This is a genomic window from Sphingopyxis sp. P1IMeth2, from assembly GCF_900185685.1.
Taxonomy (GTDB): domain Bacteria; phylum Pseudomonadota; class Alphaproteobacteria; order Sphingomonadales; family Sphingomonadaceae; genus Sphingopyxis; species Sphingopyxis terrae_A.
The window spans coordinates 685,589-708,714 of record NZ_FYAT01000012.1 but is presented as its reverse complement, the minus strand read 5'-3'; the positions used below and the strand labels follow the sequence as shown (position 1 = coordinate 708,714).

At 65.1% G+C, this 23,126-nt stretch carries 22 protein-coding genes, 1 tRNA gene and 1 pseudogene; 15 read left to right on the top strand and 9 right to left on the bottom strand.

Annotation, left to right across the window (positions count from 1 at the left end):
• The first annotated feature begins 14 nt into the window (after positions 1-14).
• The 10 genes from P1IM2_RS10330 (at position 15) to P1IM2_RS10285 (ending at position 8,931) form a co-directional block, all read left to right on the top strand.
• A complete protein-coding gene (locus tag P1IM2_RS10330) occupies positions 15-245 on the top strand; it encodes a VirB3 family type IV secretion system protein (protein WP_051035683.1) in 231 nt (76 codons plus the stop codon).
• Positions 239-2,707: a conjugal transfer protein TrbE gene (trbE, locus tag P1IM2_RS10325; protein ID WP_017499933.1), complete on the top strand. Its 2,469-nt coding sequence runs from the start codon at positions 239-241 to the stop codon at positions 2,705-2,707. The genes P1IM2_RS10330 and trbE overlap by 7 nt, the downstream gene beginning before the upstream one ends.
• A 6-nt stretch (positions 2,708-2,713) precedes the next feature.
• Positions 2,714-3,466 (top strand): P-type conjugative transfer protein TrbJ, encoded by a 753-nt coding sequence (gene trbJ, locus P1IM2_RS10320; RefSeq protein ID WP_017499932.1) that lies wholly within the window; start codon positions 2,714-2,716, stop codon positions 3,464-3,466.
• A gap of 136 nt (positions 3,467-3,602) precedes the next feature.
• Positions 3,603-4,910, top strand: coding sequence for a P-type conjugative transfer protein TrbL (trbL, locus tag P1IM2_RS10315; protein WP_017499931.1), 1,308 nt, complete (start codon positions 3,603-3,605; stop codon positions 4,908-4,910).
• Between the two features lie 3 nt (positions 4,911-4,913).
• Entirely contained in the window at positions 4,914-5,756 is an 843-nt protein-coding gene (gene trbF / locus P1IM2_RS10310; protein WP_026108910.1) for a conjugal transfer protein TrbF, read from the top strand.
• Positions 5,753-6,604 carry a P-type conjugative transfer protein TrbG gene (gene trbG / locus P1IM2_RS10305; RefSeq protein WP_006635655.1) on the top strand — a complete coding sequence of 284 codons (852 nt, stop codon included), beginning with the start codon at positions 5,753-5,755 and terminating at the stop codon, positions 6,602-6,604. Before trbF ends, trbG begins: the two co-directional genes overlap by 4 nt.
• Positions 6,601-7,839 (top strand): TrbI/VirB10 family protein, encoded by a 1,239-nt coding sequence (locus P1IM2_RS10300; RefSeq protein WP_017499929.1) that lies wholly within the window; start codon positions 6,601-6,603, stop codon positions 7,837-7,839. Before trbG ends, P1IM2_RS10300 begins: the two co-directional genes overlap by 4 nt.
• Positions 7,832-8,044 carry a DUF2274 domain-containing protein gene (locus P1IM2_RS10295; protein WP_017499928.1) on the top strand — a complete coding sequence of 71 codons (213 nt, stop codon included), beginning with the start codon at positions 7,832-7,834 and terminating at the stop codon, positions 8,042-8,044. The genes P1IM2_RS10300 and P1IM2_RS10295 overlap by 8 nt, the downstream gene beginning before the upstream one ends.
• Before the next feature lie 4 nt (positions 8,045-8,048).
• Complete coding sequence (locus P1IM2_RS10290) at positions 8,049-8,282, top strand: helix-turn-helix domain-containing protein (RefSeq protein WP_051035681.1); 234 nt, start codon at positions 8,049-8,051, stop codon at positions 8,280-8,282.
• A gap of 316 nt (positions 8,283-8,598) precedes the next feature.
• Positions 8,599-8,931 (top strand): DUF4102 domain-containing protein, encoded by a 333-nt coding sequence (locus P1IM2_RS10285; protein WP_186402386.1) that lies wholly within the window; start codon positions 8,599-8,601, stop codon positions 8,929-8,931.
• 2 nt (positions 8,932-8,933) lie between these two features.
• Here the strand turns inward: P1IM2_RS10285 and P1IM2_RS10280 are convergent, their stop codons facing one another.
• The 4 genes from P1IM2_RS10280 to P1IM2_RS10265 form a co-directional block, all read right to left on the bottom strand.
• On the bottom strand, positions 8,934-10,835 hold the full coding sequence (locus P1IM2_RS10280; RefSeq protein ID WP_186402385.1) for an AsmA family protein: 1,902 nt from the start codon (positions 10,833-10,835) through the stop codon (positions 8,934-8,936).
• A gap of 165 nt (positions 10,836-11,000) precedes the next feature.
• On the bottom strand, positions 11,001-12,815 hold the full coding sequence (locus P1IM2_RS10275) for a DUF885 family protein (protein WP_186402384.1): 1,815 nt from the start codon (positions 12,813-12,815) through the stop codon (positions 11,001-11,003).
• 92 nt (positions 12,816-12,907) lie between these two features.
• Positions 12,908-14,149, bottom strand: a complete 1,242-nt coding sequence (locus P1IM2_RS10270) for an NAD(P)/FAD-dependent oxidoreductase (RefSeq protein ID WP_186402383.1) — start codon at positions 14,147-14,149, stop codon at positions 12,908-12,910.
• Positions 14,150-14,343: 194 nt separating this feature from the next.
• A tRNA-Pro gene (locus P1IM2_RS10265) sits at positions 14,344-14,420 on the bottom strand.
• 254 nt (positions 14,421-14,674) lie between these two features.
• Between P1IM2_RS10265 and yajC the strand changes: the two genes are divergently transcribed.
• The 3 genes from yajC to secF are packed head-to-tail and all read left to right on the top strand — an operon-like array spanning position 14,675 to position 17,670.
• The gene (yajC, locus tag P1IM2_RS10260) at positions 14,675-15,004 is read left to right on the top strand and encodes a preprotein translocase subunit YajC (RefSeq protein WP_003050198.1); all 330 of its coding nucleotides are present in this window, start codon (positions 14,675-14,677) and stop codon (positions 15,002-15,004) included.
• Between the two features lie 49 nt (positions 15,005-15,053).
• On the top strand, positions 15,054-16,667 hold the full coding sequence (secD, locus tag P1IM2_RS10255) for a protein translocase subunit SecD (protein WP_186402382.1): 1,614 nt from the start codon (positions 15,054-15,056) through the stop codon (positions 16,665-16,667).
• 16 nt (positions 16,668-16,683) lie between these two features.
• A complete protein-coding gene (gene secF, locus P1IM2_RS10250) occupies positions 16,684-17,670 on the top strand; it encodes a protein translocase subunit SecF (RefSeq protein WP_186402381.1) in 987 nt (328 codons plus the stop codon).
• 4 nt (positions 17,671-17,674) lie between these two features.
• Here the strand turns inward: secF and P1IM2_RS10245 are convergent, their stop codons facing one another.
• Both P1IM2_RS10245 and P1IM2_RS10240 read right to left on the bottom strand, forming a co-directional pair.
• Positions 17,675-18,841 carry a glycosyltransferase gene (locus P1IM2_RS10245; protein WP_186402380.1) on the bottom strand — a complete coding sequence of 389 codons (1,167 nt, stop codon included), beginning with the start codon at positions 18,839-18,841 and terminating at the stop codon, positions 17,675-17,677.
• An 18-nt stretch (positions 18,842-18,859) separates the two neighbouring features.
• Entirely contained in the window at positions 18,860-19,420 is a 561-nt protein-coding gene (locus P1IM2_RS10240) for a helix-turn-helix domain-containing protein (protein ID WP_186402379.1), read from the bottom strand.
• An 85-nt stretch (positions 19,421-19,505) separates the two neighbouring features.
• Here P1IM2_RS10240 and P1IM2_RS10235 point away from each other — a divergent pair.
• Both P1IM2_RS10235 and P1IM2_RS10230 read left to right on the top strand, forming a co-directional pair.
• Positions 19,506-19,985: pseudogene (locus P1IM2_RS10235) on the top strand (DUF6456 domain-containing protein).
• A gap of 97 nt (positions 19,986-20,082) precedes the next feature.
• Positions 20,083-20,604 (top strand): FKBP-type peptidyl-prolyl cis-trans isomerase, encoded by a 522-nt coding sequence (locus P1IM2_RS10230; protein WP_062902837.1) that lies wholly within the window; start codon positions 20,083-20,085, stop codon positions 20,602-20,604.
• 34 nt (positions 20,605-20,638) lie between these two features.
• Here the strand turns inward: P1IM2_RS10230 and P1IM2_RS10225 are convergent, their stop codons facing one another.
• Genes P1IM2_RS10225 through acpS form a run of 3 tightly spaced genes read right to left on the bottom strand, consistent with a single transcriptional unit; the run spans position 20,639 to position 23,020 of the window.
• Positions 20,639-21,733 (bottom strand): AI-2E family transporter, encoded by a 1,095-nt coding sequence (locus P1IM2_RS10225; protein ID WP_186402378.1) that lies wholly within the window; start codon positions 21,731-21,733, stop codon positions 20,639-20,641.
• Positions 21,734-21,758: 25 nt separating this feature from the next.
• Positions 21,759-22,616, bottom strand: coding sequence for a signal peptidase I (gene lepB, locus P1IM2_RS10220; RefSeq protein ID WP_186402377.1), 858 nt, complete (start codon positions 22,614-22,616; stop codon positions 21,759-21,761).
• Between the two features lie 2 nt (positions 22,617-22,618).
• Positions 22,619-23,020 carry a holo-ACP synthase gene (gene acpS / locus P1IM2_RS10215; RefSeq protein WP_003050214.1) on the bottom strand — a complete coding sequence of 134 codons (402 nt, stop codon included), beginning with the start codon at positions 23,018-23,020 and terminating at the stop codon, positions 22,619-22,621.
• Positions 23,021-23,126: the final 106 nt, after the last annotated feature.

The window sequence follows — 23,126 nt, the reverse complement described above, 5'->3', positions numbered from 1 at the left end:
GGTTCGAGGCGCCGATGCACCGCGCGCTTGCCGAGCCGATCCTGCTTGGCGGGGCGCCGCGAGCGATCGCGATCGTCAATGGTACGATCGCGGCCGCGCTCGGACTCGGTCTCCAGCAGTGGATCGCCGGGCTGGCCATGTGGGCGTTCGGGCACACTCTCGCGGTGTTCGCCGCCAAGCGCGATCCCGACTTCGCCCCGGTCCTTGTCCGCCACCTTCGCCAGAAGGGGCATCTGTCATGCTGAATCTGCGCGAATACCGTCAGAAGGCCGACCGGCTCGCCGATCATCTTCCATGGGCGGCGCTTGTCGCGCCCGGCGTGGTGCTCAACAAGGACGGCAGCTTTTTGCGCGTCCTCAGGTTCCGCGGCCCCGATCTAGAATCCGCCACCGAAGCCGAGCTTGTCGCCGCCTGCGCGCGGGCGAACAATGTCCTGAAGCGCTTCGGCTCGGGCTGGGCACTCCATTTCGAGGCCGAGCGGCGCGAAGCGCTGGGTTATCCCGACAGCAGCTTTCCCGATGCGGCGTCGTGGCTGGTCGATGAGGAACGGCGCGCGGCGTTCGAAAGCGCGGGCGCGCATTTCGAGAGCCGCTATTATCTGACGCTCACCCTCCTGCCTCCGCCCGATCAGGCGGACACGGCGGGCCGAGCGCTGATCGAGCGCAGCGACGACGCGAAGGGCCGCGACTGGCGACAAGCGCTTGCCGGCTTCATCGCCGAGACGGATCGTGCGCTTGACCTGTTCAGAGGCTTCATGCCCGAGGTGCGCGCGCTCGGCGACAGCGAAATGCTGACCTTTCTCCACGGTGCGATCTCCGCGCGCCGCCATGTCGTCGCCGTGCCCGAAACGCCCATCTATCTGGACGGGCTGCTCGCCGACACGCCGCTGACCGGCGGGCTCGAACCGATGCTCGGCGACGAGCATCTGCGGACGCTCACCATCCTCGGATTTCCGAACGCGAGCCGTCCCGGCATCCTCGACGGACTCAACCATGAGGATTTTGGCTATCGCTGGGTGACGCGCTTCATTGCGCTCGACAAGACCGACGCAACCAAAGCGCTCACTCGCCTGCGGCGGCAGTGGTTCAACAAGCGCAAGTCGATCACCGCGCTGCTGCGCGAAGTCATCTACAACCAGCCGGTCCAGCTTCTCGACAGCGATGCCGACAACAAGGTGGTCGATGCCGACCTCGCCTTGCAGGCGCTCGGCGGCGATCATGTCGCGTTCGGCTATCTGACGACGACGATCACCGTTGCCGATATCGACCGCGCCCGCGTCGAGGAAAAGGTCCGCGCGGTCGAGCGCATCGTCAACGGGCTCGGCTTCACCTGCATCCGCGAGGGCATGAATGTGGTCGAGGCGTGGCTGTCGAGCCTGCCGGGCCATGTCTATGCGAACGTCCGGCAACCGATCGTCCACACCCTGAATCTCGCGCATCTCATGCCGCTGTCCTCGGTATGGGCAGGACCGGCGCGTAATCCGCACCTCGACGGTCCGCCGCTGCTTTATGCGGAAACCAGCGGCTCGACGCCGTTCCGTCTCAGCACGCATGTCGGCGACGTCGGTCATATGCTGATCGTCGGACCCACCGGGGCCGGAAAGTCGGTGCTGCTCGCAATGCTCGCGCTTCAGTTCCGGCGATATCCAGACTCCCAGGTCTATGTCTTCGACAAGGGATTTTCGGCGCGCGCGGCCGTGCTGGCGATGGGCGGCGCGCATCACGCGCTCGGGCTTGGCGGTGAGAGCGGTCATGCCGATGACGTGGGCGGGCGAACGATCGCCTTCCAGCCGCTGCGCCACATCGATCGCTCCAACGCACGCGCCTGGGCGACCGAATGGATCGGCGCGCTGCTCGCCCATGAGAAAGTACTGGTCACACCCGAGATCAAGGAGGCCGTCTGGTCGGCGCTCACCAATCTCGCGACCGCCCCGATCGAGGAACGCACGCTCACCGGCCTGTCGCTGCTGCTGCAATCGGCACCGCTGCGATCGGCGCTCGCGCCCTATACGCTCGAAGGATCGTTCGGCCGCCTGCTCGACGCCGCCGAAGACGATCTAGCGATCGCCGACGTGCAGTGCTTCGAGACTGAAGCGCTGATGGGGCAGGCGGGCGTCGTTGCGCCCGTGCTGACCTACCTGTTCCATCGTCTCGAGGAGCGCTTCACCGGGCGGCCGACGCTTCTCGTACTGGATGAAGCCTGGGTGTTCCTCGACCACCCGCTGTTCGCCGCGCGCATCCGTGAGTGGCTGAAGGTGCTGCGCAAGAAGAACGTCAGCGTCGTGTTCGCGACACAGAGCCTAGCCGATATCGCCGACAGCACGATCGCGCCGGCCATCATCGAAAGCTGTCCGCAGCGCATCTTGCTGCCCAATGATCGGGCGATCGAGCCGCAGGGCCAGACGGTCTACGTCCGCTTCGGTCTCAACGCGCGCCAGATCGAACTGGTCAGCCGCGCGACGCCCAAGCGGCAATATTATCTGCAATCAGCGCGCGGCAACCGGCTGTTCGAGCTTGGGCTAGGCCCGATCGCGCTGGCGTTGTGCGGCGCGTCCGATCCCGACAGCCAGAAGCGCATAGACGCGGTGCTGGCCGAAAAGGGCCAGGCCGACTTCGCCGCGACCTTTCTCTCCCAAGCCGGCCTCGATTGGGCGGCCGACCTGCTTGGGCGTCACCCTGCCGCCCGCCCCCCAGAAGACAAGGAGTAATTTCCCGTGCCCCGTATCCCTATCCGCAAATATGCGTGCCTCTCCGCTCTCGCGCTCGGCGCCGTCGGCTCGCTCGGTATCGGCATCGCGTTGACCTCGACGCCCGTCGCGGCCCAGCTCAGTGTGTTCGATCCATCGAACTATTCGCAAAACCTGCTCACCGCCGCGCGCACGCTTGCCCAGATCAACAACCAGATCCAGAGTCTCCAGAACGAAGCGCAGATGCTGATCAACCAGGGCAAGAACCTGTCCCGGATCGATTTCCCGCAACTTCAGGAGCTTCGCCAGCGCCTCCAGCAGATCGACCAGCTCATGGGCCAGGCGCAGGGCGTCGACTTCCGCATCGATCAGCTCGACGAGCGCTTCCGCCAGCTCTACCCGCAGGAGTTCGATCAGGTGTTCCGCCGCGATCAGCGTGTGGCTCGCGCACGCGATCAACTCGATACCGCGATGTCCGCGTTTCGCCAGACGATGGGGGTCCAGAACCGCATCGTCGACAACGTACGGAGCGACACGCAGGCGCTCGCCGACATCGTCGCGCGCAGCCAGGGCGCGGAAGGCTCGCTTCAGGCGCAGCAGGCCACGAACCAGCTTCTCGCGCTCACCGCCAAGCAGCAGCTCCAGCTTCAGCAAATGATGGCGGCGCAGTTCCGGGCGGAATCGGTCGAGCAGGCGCAGCGGGGCCAGATCGCGCGCGAGGCACGCGAGTCGACGCGCCGCTTCCTCGGCGACGGCAAGGCTTACACGCCACGCCAATGAGCTGAGGCAGGCGAGGACCGCGCCCCCAGCTCCCCCCGGGTCCGAACCTGTCTCGTCGCGGGGGCCGTAGGGCTTGCCCCTCTCATGGCCGCCGGTCCCCGCGACACCTTTCAACTTCAAGCAGGAACCCGCCCATATGGATGACCTGAATGTCATCGATCAGTTCATGGAGGCCTTCGCCTCCTACATCGACAGCGGGTTCGGCCTGTTGGGCGGTGACGTCGGTTTCCTGACCACGATCCTGATCGGCATCGACATCACGCTCGCCGGGCTGTTCTGGGCGCTCGGCGGCGAAGACGACGTCATCGCCAAGTTCCTCAAAAAGATCCTCTATGTCGGCGTCTTCGCCCTGATCCTCAACAGCTTCTCGACACTGTCCGATATCATCTTTCGCAGCTTCGCCGGCCTCGGCCTCACCGCAGGGGGCAGCGCGATTACGGCTGACGATTTATTGCGACCCGGCAAGCTGGCCGGGACCGGCTTCGAGGCAGCATGGCCGCTCCTCGAGCAGGCGAAGGAGTTGGTTGGCCCGATCGCCTTCTTCGACAATTTCATCGAGATCGCCGTGCTGGTGATCGCCTGGGTCGTCGTCATCGCCGCCTTTTTCATCCTCGCGATCCAGCTTTTCATCACAATCCTCGAATTCAAGCTTACTTCGCTCGCCGGCTTCGTGCTCGTGCCCTTTGCGCTGTGGAACCGCACGTCGTTCCTCGCCGAACGGGTGCTCGGGAACGTCGTCAGTTCGGGCATCAAGGTCATGGTGCTCGCGGTCATCGTCGGCATCGGCTCTAACTATTTCGCCGACTTCACCAGTGCGATCACCGGCGACGAGGTGTCGATCGAACAGGCCGTGTCGCTGATGCTCGCGAGCCTCGCGATCTTTGGCCTCTCCATCTTCGGCCCGGGAATCGCATCCGGCCTCGTCGCCGGCGCGCCGCAGCTCGGCGCCGGATCGGTGATCGCCACTACCGTGCTTGCCGGCGGAGGTCTTGCGATGGCAGGCGCTGGCGCCGTCGGCGCGGCACGCGGTCTCGCGGGGGCCGGTCTCGGCGCGATCCGCGCCGGTACATCGATGGGGTCTGCCGCATCCACTGCCTACAAGCTCGGGCAGGAAACCTCGGGCTCGACCAGCGTCGGCGCGGGCCTCGGCGGCGTTGCGACCGCCATGCGCGGCGCGGCTGCCAACCGGATGAGCGGCGGTCTCGGCGTTAGCGCTGCCGCCGATCGTGGGCAGCGCGCCGCATGGGAAGCAGGAAGCACCCGTGCCGGCGGCGCCGCCCCCGCAGCCGCGCCGATAGGCGCAGCTGAAGGAACACCCGCCTGGGCGCAGAAGCTTCATGCCAGCCAGAATGCTCGCCACCGCCGCCAGATGGCGATCCACGCAATCCAGGGCGGCGACCGCGGCGGCGCTGGCGCCACTCCAGACATCAAGGAAAGGGACTGAGCGATGAAATTTCGACGCGCATTGCAGCGCTATGGGCGAACGCCCGAACCCGAGACACCCTACCAACGAGCGGGCCAGCTTTGGGATGAGCGTATCGGCTCGGCTCGCGCACAGGCGAAGAACTGGCGGCTGATGGCCTTCGGCGGCCTGTTCCTGACCACTGGTCTGTCGGGCGCGCTGGTCTGGCAATCGATGCAAAGCCGCGTCGTGCCCTATGTGGTCGAGGTCGATGCACTCGGGCAAGCACAGGCCGTCGCGCCTGCCGCCAAGGACTATCGGCCGACCGATCCGCAGATCGCATGGTTCCTCGGCCGGTTCATCACCGGCGTTCGAGCGCGCTCGCTCGATCCGGTATTGATGCGTGAAAACTGGCTATCAGCCTATGATTTCGCGACCGAACGTGCGTCACTGTTCCTCGGCGAATATGCCCGCACCTCCAATCCGTTCGCCGATGTCGGGCGCAAGACGGTTTCGGTGCAGGTGACGAGCGTCGTCCGCGCGTCGGATACGAGCTTCCAGGTCAAATGGACCGAGCAGCAATATGAGCGGGGAAGCCTCGCCAGCACGTCACGCTGGACGGCGATGCTCACGGTGAAGATCAAGCCGCCGCGCTTGGCCGATGTGCTCCGAAAAAACCCGCTCGGTCTCTATGTTGACGCGATCGACTGGAGCCGCGAACTGGAAACGCCTCAGGACCGGCCGCCTTCGCCGCAACCATCGGCCGTGCCCGATCCCGCACAATCACTCCCGGTCGCGCCGCCCACCGACATTCCGCTGGGCTCGCCGCTCGATCCGACCCTTGCTCAACCCGCAGCCGCACCATCCCCCGAAAGGACCGACCAATGATCCGTGCCCTCATCCTGGCGGCGAGCGCGATGGCGCTTGCCATGGGCGTCGCTGCGCAGAGCCGCGAACCCGCGTCACCCACCGCGCGCGTCACTGCCGCCAACCGGGCGGCACTGCGCGAGCCGTCGAGCGCGGGATATATATATGCCGTCCAGGTCTATCCCTGGGCGGAAGGCGTGCTCTACCGGCTCTATGCCGCGCCCGAGCGCATCACCGACATTGCCTTGCAGCCGGGCGAAACGATTGTGTCCGTCGCCGCCGGCGACACCGTGCGCTGGACTGTCGGCGATACCACCAGCGGCATCGGCGAAAGCAAGCGCGTGCACATCCTCGTCAAGCCGTTTTCGGCGGGCCTACGCACAAACCTTGTCATTGCTACCGATCGCCGGACCTACCATCTCCAGCTCGAAAGCACGCCCGCGACCGCGATGGCGGCGATCTCCTGGACCTATCCACATGACGAGCTGATCGCGCTCCGGCGTCAGCGCGATGCAGCCGTGGCGGCGACGCCGATCGCGTCGGGCCTCTCGGTCGAAAGCCTCAACTTCAACTATGCGATCTCGGGCGACAAGCCGGCCTGGCGGCCGCTGCGCGCGTTCGACGATGGGCGGCAGACCTACATCGAGTTCTCGCCTGCGATCGCCGTGGGTGAGGCGCCCCCGCTGTTCGTGATTGGCGAGGATGGCGAGGCCCAGCTCGTCAACTATCGCGTCGCCGGCCGCTATTATGTGGTCGACCGCCTGTTCGGTGTCGCCGAGCTGCGCCTTGGCGGCAAGAAACAGCAGATTGTCCGTATCACCGCCGCCCAGCCGAAGAGCCGGCAGCGCAAGGCCGGGAGGGGCGCGTGACCGATCCAACCGCTTCTTCCGCGCCGATCGCGGCGCCCAAAGCCGACCCCGAAACGCTCGTTCTGCGCGCGGCGCCGGGCCGCGTCACCCGTTTTCGCCGCGGTGCGATCGTCGCCATCGCTGCCGCCGGCTCGACCGCGATCATCGGCGTCGCCTGGCTGGCGCTCAAGCCCGCGACCCTGAGCCTGATCGCACGAAGCGATGAAAAGCTGGTTGGCGCGAAGGCGCCGCCTGATGCGCTCGCGGGCGCGCCGACGAGCTATGGCGACGTGCCGAAGCTCGGGCTACCGCTTCCCGGTGATCTCGGGCGGCCGATCCTCGAGCGCCAGCGGCAGCTTGGCGGGATGGTTCCCCCTGACCCCGCTGCCGATGCGGTGAGCCGGGCCGCGCAGGAAGCCGAAGCCGAGCGCCAGCGCATCGCCGCTGAGCAGAAGGCCGCACGCGAGTCTGGCGTCATGCTGCAATTGGCGGGCGGCGGTCGCGCCGCCGCCCCTGCACCGGTGACTACCGATGCAAGTGTTCCGCCAGCATCGGCCGAGACTGCCAAGCCGCTCCTCGACCCTGACCGAGATCCTAACGCCCAGGGGCGCAAGAACGAATTGGTCGGCCACGCCAATCGCGACGACGACATCAATCCGCACGCGCTGGCGCAGTCCGTATCGCCTTGGACCTTGCAGGCCGGCAGCATCATTGCCGCGAGCCTCATAACCGGGCTCAACTCGGATCTTCCCGGGCTCGTCACCGCGCAGATCACGGAGAACGTCTATGACAGTGTGACCGGGCGCGGTCTGCTCATTCCGCAAGGATCGCGGCTGATCGGCAGCTACGACAGCGTTGTAGCGTTTGGGCAGAGCCGTGCGCTGGTCGTCTGGCAGCGGATTATCCTGCCCGACGGCTCGTCGATTCGTATCGACAATGTGCCGGCGACCGATACGCAGGGCTATGCGGGTCTGTCCGACCGGATCGACCGGCATACTTGGCAACTTCTGAAGGGCGTCGCCCTGTCGACACTGCTGGGCGTCGGCACTGAATTGAGCTTCGGCAGCACCGAAAGCGACCTTGTCCGGGCGATCCGCGAGTCAGCGCAGCAGAGCGGCGCGCGCGCCGGCGATCAGCTCGTCACGCGCAATCTCAATATCCAGCCGACCTTGCGCGTGCGTCCCGGCTGGCCGCTACGGGTGGTCGTGCACAAAGACATCATATTGCCCGGACCCTGGGGAGGCCGTCATGGCTGATTTGAAGCTGCCAAGGCTGCCCGATCGGACGCCGGCTAAGATCACGATCAACGTCATGCCGGATCTCATCGAAGCGCTGAACGACTACGCCGAGGCCTATGAGGCGGCCTACGGCCGACGCGAGTCCGTACCGGACCTCATTCCATTCATGCTTAGCGGCTTCCTGGCGAGCGACCGCTCGTTCAGCCGGGCACGTAAGAAATAGTCCGATGTCGGCCCGGCAGCCTGCAACGAATGGCGACGACGCGCCCCCGATTGGGCCGATAAGCGTTCGCATTCCCGACGCAGTACGGATGACGGGGCTCAGCAAATCCAAGATCTACCAGCTCATCGCTTCCGGCGACATCGAGGCAGCCAAGGTCGGCCGTGCAACCGTGGTGTTTGTCGATAGTCTGCGGTCCTTTCTGCGATCACACTGTAAACAGCCGCGTTCTCGGGCGTAGCAGGGATCGCGCATGTCGGCCTGTCGATATTTCGGCACGGCCTGTCGCGAAGGGGTAAAATTGGGGGTGGATTGAGCGGAATTATCGGCACGACGATCAAGAACGTTGTTATAAATCAGTATCTTATGTTTTTCGTGTGAATCCCTCCTCCGCTACCAAGTCCGAATCATCTTCAAACATAGCATTTCCGGCGGTTTTCTGCCATTCGTCGAAGTGCTGCCAATGGCGACACATCTTCGTCCAGAAGCGAGTTGCCTGGGCAAATCACCTCGGATTTGAACCTGCTTGGACACATCTTTTCCGAGAATTCTTGCGAATGTTCCATGGCCTCGATTCCTTCGAGGTCATCATGGACAAACCCGTGAAACTGACTTCCGCTCATATCGAGCGGCTCAAGGGGGGCGCGCTAGCCGACCGGGAAGTCCCGAGCCTGTCTGTCGTTGTCGCTGCACATGAAAGAAAGCAGCGGCGCTTCAAGCGCCTTGGGGCCGGAACGAAGAAAACCGTCGAACTGATCTTGGGAGCTCACCCGGCATTTTCAATCGACGAAGCTCGCGAATGGGCCGCGTCGCTCAGCAGGGTCAAAATGGTCTGGCTCCTTCGCCGTCTTGGTACGCCGTTGGGTTGCGTTCCGAACCCGGAGTCCTGACCCTAGCGTAGCGCCTCGGCGGCAAGTGCGCGGCAGTTGACCGTTCCGGGCTTGGGAAGCGTCGCGTCGCGCTGCGGGTCCTTATGCAGACCGAGCGCCGCGCCGATCGACCGCGTCACAGCCCCGAACACCCCGCCGCCCGATTTCTTACCGGGCGGCGCGAAACCGATGGTGGGCTGCGAGAGCGTTCCCTCGACCTTCACCGGATCGACGAGCTTGAGATCCGGCTTTTCGCTCCCCGCGCCATTCATGGCCAGCGCGATGCGTTCGCCATCAAGATTTATCTGGCCGCGACCGCGCGCCCGGGCGATGGTGGTGTCGATGACCAGCGGGGCGGGCGTCAGCAGCCCGTCCTTGGCCGAGAAGGCGAGGATCGCGCACCGGATCGGTGTCATTGCCTCGTCGTCGCCTAGTTTCTGTCCGATCGCTCCGCCAAGATCCTGCGCCATCACATAAGCCGCAGCGCGGTTCATCGCGCCGCCACTGGCAACGAACGCGATCTTCCCGTTCCCCGAAGCGAAGGCCTGGCGGACGGTGTCGCCGCGTCCCGAAATCCGAACCAGCCCGCGCACGGGGCCGCGGATCATGTCTGGCTGACCGATAAAATCGTCGAAGCTGGCTCCGTCGATACGCAATTCGGTCGTCAGCAGGGGAACCTTGCCGCGGGAATCGACCCTTACCCGGCCGCTCATAGTGCCGCGCCCAAGCTGTGCGACGGCCTTGTCGAACGTCAATATCCGATGGTCGAGCGACAGCTGGCCCTTGAGGCTTTTGAACACCGACCCGCCCTTCACGAGCAACTGATGGATCGTGATGCGGATGACACCGTCGGTCGGCCCCATTTTCGCAAGATTGATCCGCGTGTCGGGAAAGATGCGCGGGCCGATGCGCGCTTCCTGCGCGCGTGCTGCCGCAAGTCCGGCGTCGTCGGCCAGATCGTCGAAGTCCAGCCGGGGCGCATCGATGCTGGCGTCGATCCTGGTGCGACCGTCGCGCTTCAGTATCTTCGCGGTGGCGGCAATCGTCGAACGACCGATGCGCCCGTCGAGCTTGTCGATAAACCAGTCGGTCCCGTCGCGGCGCACCGCGCCGTCAAGGTCGATCGCCTGGGTACCGAACAGCCCCGCCTCGATAATATAGTCGAGTTGCTTGAGGCTGGTACCGCGCGCCGCCATCCGCATGGTCATATGCGCGGTGTCGAGGGGGGCGGCCATCGTGCCCGACGCGCGTAGCCGGAGCAGGTCCGACGTCAGTTCGGCGGAAAAGGGCCAGCGGCCATCGGCGTCTGGGGTCCAACGCGCCGCCGCGCCAAGCTTCGCGGCGGCACCGTTGAATTGCCCTTCGGCGGCGATTGCGAGACCTTTGGCGTCCTTGGCTTCGATCGTTCCGGCGATATCAAGGCGGCGCTTGGCATCCTTCAGCGTAAAGCGGCCCTCATTTATCCGAACGGTGCCGATGGCAGGCGGCGGCGAACTGTCCGAACCGCCGGGCCGAGGGCCACCCCAATTGCTCCGCCCTTCGGCATCGCGCACCAGCGCCAGCGACAGCCCGTCGATATCGATCGAGCGCGGCGCAATCGTCCCGGTCAGAAGCTTAAGGATGGGCAGACGGATGCGCAGGCGTCCTATCGTCGCCATGTCGCCGCGTCCCGCCCAGGCGGGCTGCCCGATGCGGACGCTGCGGGCTTCGATCTCGGGGGAGAAGGAGAAAACATCCTTTCTCTCCAGCGCCCCGATATGAACGGGCGCGCCGAATTTTTCGCTCAGGCGCGCCTCGGCCGTCCCGCGCAGCATTCCCACCGGAAAGGTCGCGAGCAGCAAAGCGGCGAGAAGAACCACTCCCGCGGCGACGACAAGGGCCACGCGCGCTTTGCGCGACAGGTGCGGCAGAGCGGGGCGGTTCACGCGGTTCGCTCGCAAGCGCGAACGGTCGGGGAGGTTATCGAAAACATGCGTCTTCGATATGCGGGAGCGAGCGCAAGGTTCCTTGCGCGCCATTGATGGTCGTTCGCGGGCGCCGGCGCCGTTCCCCACGCGCCGCGGTGAGGCGAGGCGCGCGGGGAGGTGCGACTATTGCTTGTGCGCGGCGATGTAGCGCTCGACCTGTTCTTCCAGGATGTCGAGCGGCAGCGCGCCTTCGCTTAGAACGGCCTCGTGAAAGTCGCGAATGTCGAAACGCGGGCCGAGTTCGGTTTCGGCGCGTTTGCGAAGTTCGGCGATCTTGAGCTGGCCGACCATGTAGCTCGTCGCCTGGCCCGGCCAGTTGAAATAGCGATCGACTTCGCGCGCAATGTCGGTGTCCGATACCGAGCTGTTGGCCTTGAAATAGGCGATGGCCTGTTCGCGCGTCCAGCGCTTCGAATGGATGCCGGTGTCCAGAACCAGCCGGATCGCGCGCCACACCTGAAGCGACAACATGCCGAAGCGGTCATAAGGCGTCTTGTAAACGCCCATCTCGTCCGCAAGCCGCTCCGAATAGAGGCCCCAGCCTTCCATATAGGCGCCATAACCGCCGAATTTCCGGAATTTGGGTATGCCGGTCAGCTCTTGCTGGCGCGCGATCTGGAAATGATGGCCAGGTGCCCCTTCATGCGCGGCGATCCCGGCGACCTGCACCTTCTGCGTCTGGTTCATGTCGACAAGATTGACATAATAGATGCCAGGCCGCGTCCCGTCCGCCGACGGCGGGTTGTAGAAGGCGGTCGACGCCGTGCCCTCACGCCATTTCTCGACCGCCCGCACTTCGAGCGGCGCCTTGGGCAGAACGCGGAAATAGCGCGGTGCGGCCTCCATTACCGAGGAGATGACGGCGCGCGCGTCGGCCAGATAGGTTTCGCGGCCCGCATCGGTATTCGGATATTTGAACTTGGGGTCGGTGCGGATGCTGTCGAAAAATTCGGCGAGGGTGCCCTTGAAGCCGACCTCGCGCATCACGGCTTCCATTTCTTTGTGGATAGCCGCGACTTGTGCGAGGCCAAGTGCGTGAATCTCGTCCGCGGTAAGATTTGTCGTCGTCGAGCTCTTGAGGCGGTCCGCATAATAGGCCGCGCCATCGGGAAGGTGCCAGGCACCGAAATTGCCTGTCGATTTGGGTTCGATCTCGTCGATCGCGGCGATCAATGTCTCATAGCCATGCTTGAAGGGGCCGGTGAGGGCCGCGCTGGCATCCGCGAGCAGTTTTTCCTTCGTCGCCACCGGCGCATCGAGCGCGCTGACTTTTTTGCGGAAGTCGGCCATCAGCGTTGAATCGCCGCCGCCGTCGAACGGGGCACCGGCAAGGATTTTGAGTGCATCAGCGCGGGCGGGAGCGAAATTGACCTTGTTGGGGATGATCCCCGCCGCCGCCTGGTCGCGCATTCGCGCCGCGACTTCGCGCATGACGCGGTCTGTGTCGCGCAGTCGTGCGATATAGGCTTCGGCGTCTGCCACGCTGTCGATCTTGTGATTGTTGATCAGCAGAACGGGGATGTCGCCCGCGGGGCTGCCATTGGTCGACACGGGAAAACGCAGTTTGCGGAAGCGAAGCGATTCGCGGCCGCGCTCGACTTCATATTCGAACAGTCGATAGCTCACTCGCGCGCTTTCACCGAACTGGTCGGGCTTGAAGCGGGCGTGCATGGCTTGGAGCTGCGTTTCGGCCAGCGCCTGCTCCCGCAATGCTGCCGCATCGCTATAGTCATCGAGCCGGTCGTAGTTGGTTTTGAGGCCAAGCTGCGTTTGCGATTCCGGGCTGAGCGCCAGGCGCGCGTCGAAAGCCTGATCGAGAAATTGCAACAGCGCGGCATCCTGCGCTCGGGTCTGTGACGCGGTTTGCGCAAATGCCGGGGCGTTGGCGGCGATCGGGACGACGGGCAGCAGCATCAGGGCAACGGCAAGGCGCATCATATTCTCCTTTTGAACGAAGGACCTTGTTGCCCAAGGTCCGAGGATGCGCAATTATATTTCCGTTGGCGGTGAAGCGGTGCAGGTGTTGGCGTTCAGAAAGATCGGTGAAAGCTGAACAGGTCGGCGTCGGGATCGCGATCGCCGCAGATGGTGCTGCGCAGGATTTGAGCCGCCATCATCGAAAAAGTGATTCCGTTGCCGCCATAGCCCATCGCCGCATAGCAATTGGGCATGCGCGGTATGCGTCCCACCGTCGGGATACCGAGCGGACTGTTGCCGAAGCTTCCGGCCCAGGCATAAGCGGGCGTGGGGTCGATAGCGGGAAGCAGGGCCCCGAGCTTGCGGGCGAGCGTTTTCGCCTTGTCCGCAATCTTCGCGTCGCGCGCCGTCGCATCGGAAATATCCTCGTCTTCCCCGCCGCAGATGACGCAGCCGTCAGGGGTTGTGCGAATGTAGAGATAGGGGTCGGACGCCTCCCATATCATGGCCGCGTCGCGCCAGATCCGCTGCGGTTGCGGACGCGTCGCGATCGACCAGGTCGACATAATGTAATTTCCCTTTTTCGAGATGCCTTTCAGCATCTCGTAGCCGGTTGCGAAGACGGCGTGCGCCGCGGTGATCGTGGCCCCGCCGTCGATCTGAAGCTGGACGCCGCTGTCGTCGCTATCCACGCCGATCACCTCGGCAGGCGCGTATAGGCGCATCCCGCGCTCCTGCGCGATCTGCAGATAGGCCGCGGCCAGGCGCCGCGGATCGGCCGAATAATTGCCGTACCCGACGATCGCATGGCGCCTGCTGATCCCGTAGCGTCGCTCGACCTCGGCAGGGCCGATATATTCGATCTCGAAACCCGCATTGCGCCGGGCATCCGCTTCGACGGCGAGCGCGGCCGGGTCGAGAATATTGCCGTCGAGATACAGCGTCGAGCGCGTAGCAGCGCCGACATCGAAACCAAGGCGTTCGGTTCGTTCGCGCAAGGCGTCGACCGCCAGCCGCGAGCGGCGCCAGATCCGCGTTGCGCGTTCCGTGCCGATCCGCCGGGCCATTTGCGAGAGCGGGAGGTCGATCTCATATTGCAGCATCGCGGTTGACGCGGCGGTCGATCCTGCGGCGGGGCCGCGACGATCCACGACCACCACGCCGAGCCCGGCGTCGCTGAGCGTCTCCGCAATCAGCGCGCCCGATATGCCGGCGCCGACGACCGCCACGTCGCAGCGCAGCGATCGTGCAAGCCCTTTGATTGCAAGCGGGAGGCGACGGTGGCGGAGCCAGATCGGGCGCCCCGTTCGCAGATCGCGGTGCTGGGTGACCGAAGGCTCGGACACGCGGGTCATCGCGCCATCGCCCTGAGTGGTTGGCCCTTGATGGGGAAGGCGACTGCCGAACGGAGGTTGACCAAGAGTCCGACGAGGCGAAGCGAGGGGTGCATAACCGTCGCATACTCGCGGCCGTGCGCGCTGGTTCCCACGGGCGGAGCAATGGCGCGCAGATGCAGCGAGCGCTTTGCGATATGGTTTTGCAGTAAATTTGGTCGGGACGAGAGGATTCGAACCTCCGACCCCCACACCCCCAGTGTGATGCGCTACCAGGCTGCGCTACGTCCCGACCGGCCCTTTCGGGCAGGCGAGGCCCCTAGCGCGGCTTTGCTGGCGATGCAAGCGGCGATGGGCATTTGCCGGTGTTTCTTTCGGCGGGCTTGATCGCGCCGTCGTCGACCCCATCTGGCGGGGAGCTTGCCGTGGGGGAGGGGCGCAGCGACGGTTGCGCGGGACGCCCCTGCGTGATAGGCGCCGCGCTTATTTTTGCGCGGTCCTTCCATGGGGAAAGGCCGCGCCACGGTAACGGAAAGTCTTTCATTCATGTCGACCCAATTGCTTCTGACCCAGGCGGCCGGATCGGGGGGCGGGGCAGCCGGCTTCATCATGCTGGTGCCCTATCTTTTGATCTTCGTCGTATTCTGGTTCTTCCTCATCCGTCCGCAACAGGTGCGCATGAAGGAGCATCGCGCCAAGATCGCATCGGTGAAGCCGCGCGATCAGGTCGTCACCGGCGGCGGGATTGTCGGCAAGGTGACGCGCGTCGACGATGATTTCGCCGATGTCGAAATCGCCCAGGGCGTGAAGATCAAGATCGTGAAGTCGACGATCTCCGACGTCCTCCAGCCGGGCGCCAAGCCCGCCAACGACTGACGCGCCGGCGTCGGGGAACCGGCGCCGCTCAGACCATCGGAACCCCGTCATGCTCGATTTCCCGCGCTGGAAAGTCATTGGCATCAGCGTCATCCTGGCGCTTGGTGTCATCTTTTCCATTCCCAGCTTCCTTCCCCAAAAGCAGTTCGAAAGCCTGCCGTCCTTCGCGCAGATGAAGGTCAATCTGGGCCTCGACCTTGCAGGGGGCAGCCACTTGCTGCTCGAGGCCGATCTTGGCGATCTCCAGAAGACGCAGCTTGCCAATATGGAAAAGACCGTGCGCACCGCGATGCGCGGCGAGCGGGGACCCGATGACGATATCGCAATCGGCGAATTGTCGACCGCGGGCGGCAAGATCAGCTTTCTGGTCCGCGATCAGGCGCAGCTCGACGAAGCGCGCGAGCGGCTATTCCGCGAGACGCAGGGTGCGGGGCTGACCGGCCAGCGCGACTGGACGATCGATGTCGTCGATACGACGCGCATCGTGATGACGCCGACCAAGGCGGGTCAGGCGCAGGCCATCAGCCGTGCGATGGATACCGCCCGCGACATTATCGACAAGCGCGTCAACGCGCTCGGCACGCGCGAGCCGACGATCATCCGTCAGGGCGACGACCGGATCGTCGTGCAGGTGCCGGGCCTTCAGGACCCGCAGCAATTGAAGGATCTGATCGGCAAGACCGCGCGGCTCGAATTCCGCATGGTCGATGCCAATGCCGATCCCAACGAAGTCGCCGCGGGCCGCGTCCCGGTCGGCAGCGAGGTCGTTCCCTATTCGCCTGACGCCGGCAATGGCGTGCCGTTCGAAGTATTGCGCCGCCAGGTCATGATCAGCGGCGACCAGCTTATCGACGCCAAGCAGAGCTATGATCCGCAGAGCGGCCTGCCGGTCGTCACCATCCGCTTCGATTCGGGTGGGTCGGCGACCTTCGCCAAGGTGACGGCGCAGAATGTGGGCAAGCGCTTTGCCATGGTGCTCGACGGCCGGGTGCTGTCGGCGCCGTCGATCAACGAGCCGATCCTGGGCGGTAGCGCGCAGATTTCGGGCAATTTCACCGTCGCAAGCGCAAATGCGCTGGCGATTTCGCTGCGATCGGGAGCACTGCCCGTCAAGATGGCCGTCGTCGAAGAGCGGACGGTGACGCCCGAACTCGGCGCCGATTCGATCCGCAAGGGCGCGATCGCCGGGATCATCGCGACGGTCGCGGTGCTGGCGTTCATGATCGTCGTCTATGGCCGCTTCGGCATCTACGCGAACGTCGCGCTCTTCTTTAACATCTTCCTGATCGTCGCGATCATGGCCGCCTTCAACGCGACGCTGACGTTGCCCGGTATCGCGGGATTCGTACTCACGATCGGCGCCGCGGTCGATGCCAACGTGCTGATCAACGAACGTATCCGCGAAGAATTGAAACGCGGGCGACGCGTTTTTCAGGCGGTCGAGCTGGGCTACAAGGAAGCCAGTCGCGCGATTTTCGACGCCAATATCACCAACGTCATTGCCGCCGCGCTGATGTTCTGGTTCGGCACCGGGCCGATCAAGGGCTTCGCGGTTGTGCTGACCATCGGCATCGTGACCAGCGTTTTCACCGCAGTTACCGTGACCCGCATGTTCGCCGCGCACTGGGTGCACAAGACGCGTCCGGCGTCGCTGAATATTTGATAGAGGGACCGATCCCATGCGTCTGCTGAAACTCGTCCCCGAAGACACCAACATCCATTTCCTCAAGTGGCGCAACATCGCCATGGGGATCAGCTTCCTGATGATCGTCGCATCGATCGCGCTCGTCGCGGTGCGCGGGCTGAACCTTGGCGTCGATTTCGTCGGCGGCCAGTCGGTGCGCGTCGAATTTTCGGGCACCATGCCCAAGATCGACGAGATCCGCGAAAAAGTTAACGACATAGGCCTCGGCGAAGCCACGATTCAGCAATTCGGATCCGATCAGGCGGTGGCGATCCGTACCGCGCTGCCCGAAGGCGACAAGGCGGCCGCCGACCGGGCCGGCAAGCAGCTTGTTGACGGAATTCACAAGGCCTTCCCGACCGCCAAGACCGGATCGGTCGAAACGGTGTCGGGCAAGGTTTCGGGCGAGCTGCTGCGTACCGGCGTGCTCAGTCTCGCGCTCGCGATGATCGCGATTTCGATCTATATCTGGATCCGCTTCGAATGGCAGTTCGGGGTGGGCGCGCTGTTCGCGCTGTTCCACGACGTCATGCTGACCTTCGGTTTCTTCGCGCTGACGCAGATGCAGTTCGACCTCAACATCGTGGCCGCGCTGCTGACGATCATCGGCTATTCGCTCAACGATACGATCGTGGTCTATGACCGCATCCGCGAAAATCTGAAGAAATATCGCAAGATGGAGATCATCCCGCTGCTCGACCTCAGCATCAACGAGACGCTGGCGCGCACGGTGATGACGAGCTTCACGATGCTGATCGCGCTCGCGGTGCTGCTGTGGGTCGGGCCGGACGTGATCTTCGGCTTTACCGCTGCAATGCTGCTCGGCATTTTCGTCGGCACCTATTCGTCGATCTACATGTCGGCGCCGATTCTGGTGTGGCTGAAGGTCGGTCCCGACAGTTTCGTCCCGCGGACCAGCGCCGCGACGCAGGGCGCCGAACGCGTGACCAGCAAAGAGGACGACGACGGCGCGGTCGTCTGATCGCTCAGCGGCCCGCGCAGCGACGGAGATGCTCCGCGAGCTCGCGGCCGTTGCGGTCCCAGTTGAAGCGGTCAGCAAGGCTCGCCGCGACCGCATCCGGCGCGGCGGGCGCCGCCAATAGCGTGCGCACCGCATCGGCGATCGCCGCTGGTGTGCGCTCGACGATTCGCCCTGCCGCTGGCGAGGTCACGAGTTCGGCCGCGCCGCCGGCATCGCTGATGACGATCGGGGTGCCGCAGGCGAGCGCCTCGACCCACGCATTGGCAAGCCCCTCGCTGACCGACGGCATCACCACGGCATCGACCGCGCGATAGAGCTGCGGCAAGTCGGCGTTGGCGACGGGCCCCATCAGGTGAACCCGGTCGGCGACGCCGATCCGCTGCGCCAGTGCGCGATATCGCGCTTCCTCCTCGCCCGCACCCGCCAGCCAGTAATGGACGCCCGGCAGGGCAGGCAGCGCTTCGATGACGAGCGCCTGGCCCTTGCGGGGGATCAGCGCGCCGACGGTCGCGATGGCGGGCGCGTCCCCCATGCCGAGCGCCGCCCGGGCGGCAGGGCGGTCGCCGGGGTGAAAGCGCATGGTGTCGATGCCCGTATAGTGGACCATCGTCTTGCCCGCATCGATGCCGATCGCCGCCATGTCACCGCGCATCGCCTCCGACACGGCAAGCAATCCGGCGGCGCGTTCGGCGGCGGCGAGCAGTTGCGGGCGGGTCGCCGGATCGTGGCCGAAATGGCTGATGTCGGCGCCGCGTGCCTTTACCGAAAAGGGAATACCGAGGGCGTCCGCGATATTCATTGCGGCGGGGCCGTCGGGATAGAAGAATTGGGCATCGACGACGTCGAAGCTGCCTTGCCGCGCAATCGGCAGCACGGCGCGCGCGATGGCCGCCGGATTGCGCGCTGCGCCGAATTTCGGAATCAGCGTGAAGCGCGGCCGATGGACGATGAGGCCCCGCCACGCCTCGCGCTGTGGCAATCCGCGCAGCGCCCGATATCGTGGATGGAGCGAAAGCGGGAAGGGCGGAAGGCCGATGGGGGCGACGATGGTCAGCATGACGCCCGGCTGCGCGGCGAGCGCAAGCAGGCTCTTTTCGACGAAAAGGCCGAAATTGGGGCGCGCCGCATCTGGAAAGAGCGTGGCGACCGACAGAATGCGGAGGGGCTTCATGTCCGCCTCATCGCGCCATCAAAGCGTCCGGATGAGGCGGACCGCGACCGCGGCCCATGGCGGGTTGCTTACCACCTGCTGGCGCTGACCGGCTCCAAGCGGCAGCAGGTGCAGCTTTTCGCGATCGACGTTGAGCAGCCGCGCAAAAATGTAACGCCCCGCGGGGCGCGGCACGAGCAGGTCGCGGTTGAGCGCGCTGGTCCAGTCGCCCTCGACCTTGCGGCACCATATCTCGTCGCCCGCGCGATAGTCGCCGATCGATGAGGTGACGCGCATCGCGATCATGTCCTCGGTCGGACGCGCGGTCAGCGCCTGTTCGACGCGCGTCGGCGCGTGGGCGCCATCGGCGCCGAGCAGCGCGGTAATCGCAAGCTGGGTATCCTGCGGCAGCTGGACGAGATCGGCAGCATCGACGCCGAGCGCCTTGGCGATGCGGTTCATCCAGCCGAGCGACAGGGTGCGCGTTCCCGTTTCGAGGCGCCCGATCGTCTGGGCGGTCGTCGGCGGGTCGCAGCGCTGCGCAACCTCTTCGAGCGTTAGTCCCTTGGCGCGGCGCACGGCGCGGATGCTGTTGATCAAGACGAACCTCCGATAACCAAATCGGTTTTTTCTTTCCTGCAAAATATTCCAATGTCAAGCCGGCACTCCCAGCCAGGAGAATCGCATGACGACGCGCCATTTCGTAACCCGCCTGCATCCCGATCGGGTTGATCCCGGCAAGGCGGGGCCGCAGGTGATGCGGCATGTCACCGTCAATGTCGCGGAAAGTCCGCTGACATGGCTCGCGGCGCGCGGGATGGTCTCGGACGCGCAGTATCGCGCCCGCGAGCGGCTGCGGACCGGTTATGAGCGGGCAGGGCTGGCGGGACGGGGGACGATGCGCTGGGACGCCGCGCCGCCGTCGAAAAGCCGCGGTGGTGCCCGGGCCACCGATGCCTCGCTGCCGCGCATCGACGCGCATCGGCGCTTCCACGCCGCGGTGGAGCATGTCGGGCCGGGGTTGGCCGACCTCCGCTGAGGCGTGATTTGTGCGGGCGAGGGGATCGGCGGCGCCGAAAAGGCGCTGGGGTGGCCATCGCGATCGGGAAAGCTGGTTTTGACGCTGGCGCTCGACCGGCTGGTGCGCTTCTATGGAACCGGCTGAGCGGGGCGGCGCAACTTCTCGCTGGACCCTCGCGCACCGCACCGCCTATAGGCTTCGCCGATGTTTTCGCCCGAACGGGCAGGGGAAGGACAAGAGCATGAGCGTAACGACGGTTCCATTGCGCCCGGTGAGCAAGGGCGGGCTGTGGCTGCTGTGGATCGGCCTGATCGCGCTGCTGGGCATCGGCGTCGCGTTCGCCCTGACGCACACGCCGCGGATCGGCTTCGAGGTCGTCAAGGAAGGCAGCGGCCCGAGCCCGACCAAGGCCGACATCGTCCTCATCAAATATGAAGGCAAGCTCGACGACGGCACCGTGTTCGATTCGAACGAACAGGCGCCGCTCCAGGTATCGCAGGTCGTCCCCGGCTTTGCCGATGCGCTGACCCGCATGAAAAAGGGCGGCAAGTACAAGGTCGTGATTCCGCCGGCGCTGGGCTATGGCGACCGCGCCGCCGGGCCGATCCCCGCGAACAGCACCTTGCACTTCGACATCGAGCTGATCGACTTCCGCAGCGAAGCCGAAGTGCGCGCGATGCAGCAGATGATGCAGCAGCAACAGATGATGCAGGGCGCCCCCGGCGGCGCACCCGGAGCGTCGGGCGCCGCGCCGCAGCCCTGATCGGGATTTTCCGTTTTTAAGACGCGGCGGTGAGCTAGGTGCTCGCCGCCGCGTTTTTCTTGGGGGCGGCTTTCTTGGGGGCGGCGCTCGCGTTCCGCTCGGCCTCGCGCTCCAGTGCGACCTTGATCATCGCGACGATCGGGTCGGCGAGGAACAGCCCCATGATACCGAGCAAGGTGCCGAGCAGGATCTGCGCGCCGAGGACGAGCGCCGGGGCGAGGTCGACGGTCTGCTTCGCGACCATCGGGACGATGAGATAGCCGTCGACGGTCTGCACGAAGAAATAGATGCCGATCGCCCAAAGGCCGGTGTCGGTGCCCGCCGAAAAGCCCACGAGGACGAGCAGCACCCCCGACACGATCGCACCGATGTTGGGGATGAAGGCAAGCAGGCCGGTGAGCAGCCCCATGAGCGCCGCCATCGGTATCCCCACCGCCATGCAAGCAAGCCAGGTGCCGACACCCTCGACCGCCATGCCGAGCAGCCGTCCCGCCATCAGGCGGCGCAGCGTGAAGGCCATGCGCGCGGTCGTCACGTAGAAATCGTCGCGGTTCTTCATCGGCAGCAGCCAGGCGATGCCGCGTTCATAGAGTCGCGGTTCGATCGCAATGAAGATGCCGAGTACGACGACCATGACGAGGCTGGTGAGTGCGCCGAGCACCGACCCGACCGCTGCGGTAACGCGCCCGACGGTGCCTGCGAGATTCTCGGTGATCGTCTTGGTGTCGATGTCGATCGTGCCCATGCCATGCTCGCTCGCCCAATTGGCGGCGCGCTCGACCTGGCTCATGATCACCTTTTGCAGTGTCGCCGCCTGATCGGCGATCTGCGAGCCTGCGAACATCGCGGTCCAGGCAAGAAATGCAACGAGCGACAGGCAGATGATCAGCAGGCGCCAGCCGCGTCCTATCGGCAGCACGCGGCCAAGGAGGCGGGTGCCGCCATCGAGCATCGCCGCCATCACGATCCCGGCAAAGATAAGCAGAATGGGCTGGATCAGGATGACGCAGACGCCGACGAGCAGCGCGACGCCGAGCCAAACGCCGGCCTTGAGCAGTTCGGTACGAACGAGCTGGCTGCGGATCTCGGTCGGGCCGGGGGCTTCGATCCGCGTTTCCTTGTCGGCCATCGCTTCGCTTCCCCGCTATTGCGCCTCAGTTCTCGCTGGCCTGACGCTCCGGCCGGAGATTGGTTCCGGCGCGGCCGGGGCGCAGCGCCTCGAACCAGCTCAGCGGGTTATACCATTCGGCGGTACCGTCGGTCGAAAAGCTGATGATCTCGGCCCGGCCGGCAATCGCGTCGAAAGGCACCGGGCCGCCAAGCCCCTTGCGGTCGACCGGCACGCGGCTGTCGGCACTGCCGTCGCGATTGTCGCCCATCAGGAACAGGTGGTCGGCGGGCACCGTGATCGGCCCGTAATCATCGGTCAGATAGCCTGGCCCCATGTCGATCGTGTCGAAGGTCGCTCCGCCGGGCAGCGTCTCGCGCACGATCGGCAATTCGAGCACCGCCTTGCCGGCCGCGTCGCGGGTGACGAAGCGGCCGAGGCTGCTGTCCGAACCCGGCATATTGGCATCGACAGGCACCGACAGCATCGGCCGCACCTCGCGCTTGATCGGCTTGCCGTTGATGATCAGCGCGCCGCCACGCAGTTCGATCGTGTCGCCGGGCAGGCCGATGACGCGCTTGATATAATCGACGCGCGTCACGGGATGTTCGAGCACGACGATGTCGCCGCGTTCGGGCAGCTTGCCGAACCAGCGCCCCGGCTTCTTGGGTGCGAGGTGAAAGCTGACCGAGGCGTAGGACCAGCCATAGGGATATTTGCTGACGATCAGCCGGTCGCCGTTGCGCAGGATCGGCATCATCGAATCGGACGGGATGTAAAAGGGCTTGGCAACGCAGCTATGGATGCCGAGCACCAGGATCAGGATCACGACGATGTCGCGCAGCAGTTTGAGCATGCTGCCTTCGTCCGCGGCCTTGTTCTTTGCCGTCTTGTTCTTTGCCATGGTCAATCCTTGATGGCTTCGATGATTACGAAGGCCTGCGCCCAGGGATGGTCATCGGTGAGCGTGAGGTGGATGCGCGCGCTATGGCCGTCGGGCAGCATCGCGGCGAGCCGCTCCGCGGCGCCGCCGGTGAGGGCCAGTGTCGGTGCGCCCGAAGGGGCATTGACGACGCCGATGTCCTTCATGAACACGCCGCGTTTGAAGCCGGTGCCGACGGCCTTGGAGAAAGCCTCCTTAGCGGCGAAGCGCTTCGCATAGGTGCCGGCGCGGGTGAAGGGCCGCCGGGCCGCCTTGGCCCGCTCGACTTCGGTGAAAACGCGCAGTTCGAAACGCTCGCCGAAACGGTCGAGCGAAGCCTGAATGCGTTCGATGCTGCAGAGATCGGAGCCCAGGCCGATGATCATGACGACCCCAAAAGGCCGTCATTGCGTGGAGCCGAAGGCGACGCCGCAATCTCCAGCCATCGGCCTCGCGCAAGGCGGAGGGCTGGAGATTGCTTCGCTTCGCTCG

Bases quoted from the DNA above. Each gene is read 5' to 3' on its own strand.
- P1IM2_RS10225 (WP_186402378.1), bottom strand. From the start codon at position 21,733: ATGGCCGACAAGGAAACGCGGATCGAAGCCCCCGGCCCGACCGAGATC.
- P1IM2_RS10285 (WP_186402386.1), top strand. From the start codon at position 8,599: ATGTTCCATGGCCTCGATTCCTTCGAGGTCATCATGGACAAACCCGTG.
- P1IM2_RS10245 (WP_186402380.1), bottom strand. From the start codon at position 18,841: ATGAAGCCCCTCCGCATTCTGTCGGTCGCCACGCTCTTTCCAGATGCG.
- yajC (WP_003050198.1), top strand. From the start codon at position 14,675: ATGTCGACCCAATTGCTTCTGACCCAGGCGGCCGGATCGGGGGGCGGG.
- P1IM2_RS10290 (WP_051035681.1), top strand. From the start codon at position 8,049: ATGTCGGCCCGGCAGCCTGCAACGAATGGCGACGACGCGCCCCCGATT.
- trbL (WP_017499931.1), top strand. From the start codon at position 3,603: ATGGATGACCTGAATGTCATCGATCAGTTCATGGAGGCCTTCGCCTCC.
- P1IM2_RS10330 (WP_051035683.1), top strand. From the start codon at position 15: ATGCACCGCGCGCTTGCCGAGCCGATCCTGCTTGGCGGGGCGCCGCGA.
- P1IM2_RS10275 (WP_186402384.1), bottom strand. From the start codon at position 12,815: ATGATGCGCCTTGCCGTTGCCCTGATGCTGCTGCCCGTCGTCCCGATC.
- P1IM2_RS10230 (WP_062902837.1), top strand. From the start codon at position 20,083: ATGAGCGTAACGACGGTTCCATTGCGCCCGGTGAGCAAGGGCGGGCTG.
- trbG (WP_006635655.1), top strand. From the start codon at position 5,753: ATGATCCGTGCCCTCATCCTGGCGGCGAGCGCGATGGCGCTTGCCATG.
- secF (WP_186402381.1), top strand. From the start codon at position 16,684: ATGCGTCTGCTGAAACTCGTCCCCGAAGACACCAACATCCATTTCCTC.
- P1IM2_RS10295 (WP_017499928.1), top strand. From the start codon at position 7,832: ATGGCTGATTTGAAGCTGCCAAGGCTGCCCGATCGGACGCCGGCTAAG.
- P1IM2_RS10270 (WP_186402383.1), bottom strand. From the start codon at position 14,149: ATGACCCGCGTGTCCGAGCCTTCGGTCACCCAGCACCGCGATCTGCGA.
- trbE (WP_017499933.1), top strand. From the start codon at position 239: ATGCTGAATCTGCGCGAATACCGTCAGAAGGCCGACCGGCTCGCCGAT.
- acpS (WP_003050214.1), bottom strand. From the start codon at position 23,020: ATGATCATCGGCCTGGGCTCCGATCTCTGCAGCATCGAACGCATTCAG.
- trbF (WP_026108910.1), top strand. From the start codon at position 4,914: ATGAAATTTCGACGCGCATTGCAGCGCTATGGGCGAACGCCCGAACCC.
- lepB (WP_186402377.1), bottom strand. From the start codon at position 22,616: ATGGCAAAGAACAAGACGGCAAAGAACAAGGCCGCGGACGAAGGCAGC.
- secD (WP_186402382.1), top strand. From the start codon at position 15,054: ATGCTCGATTTCCCGCGCTGGAAAGTCATTGGCATCAGCGTCATCCTG.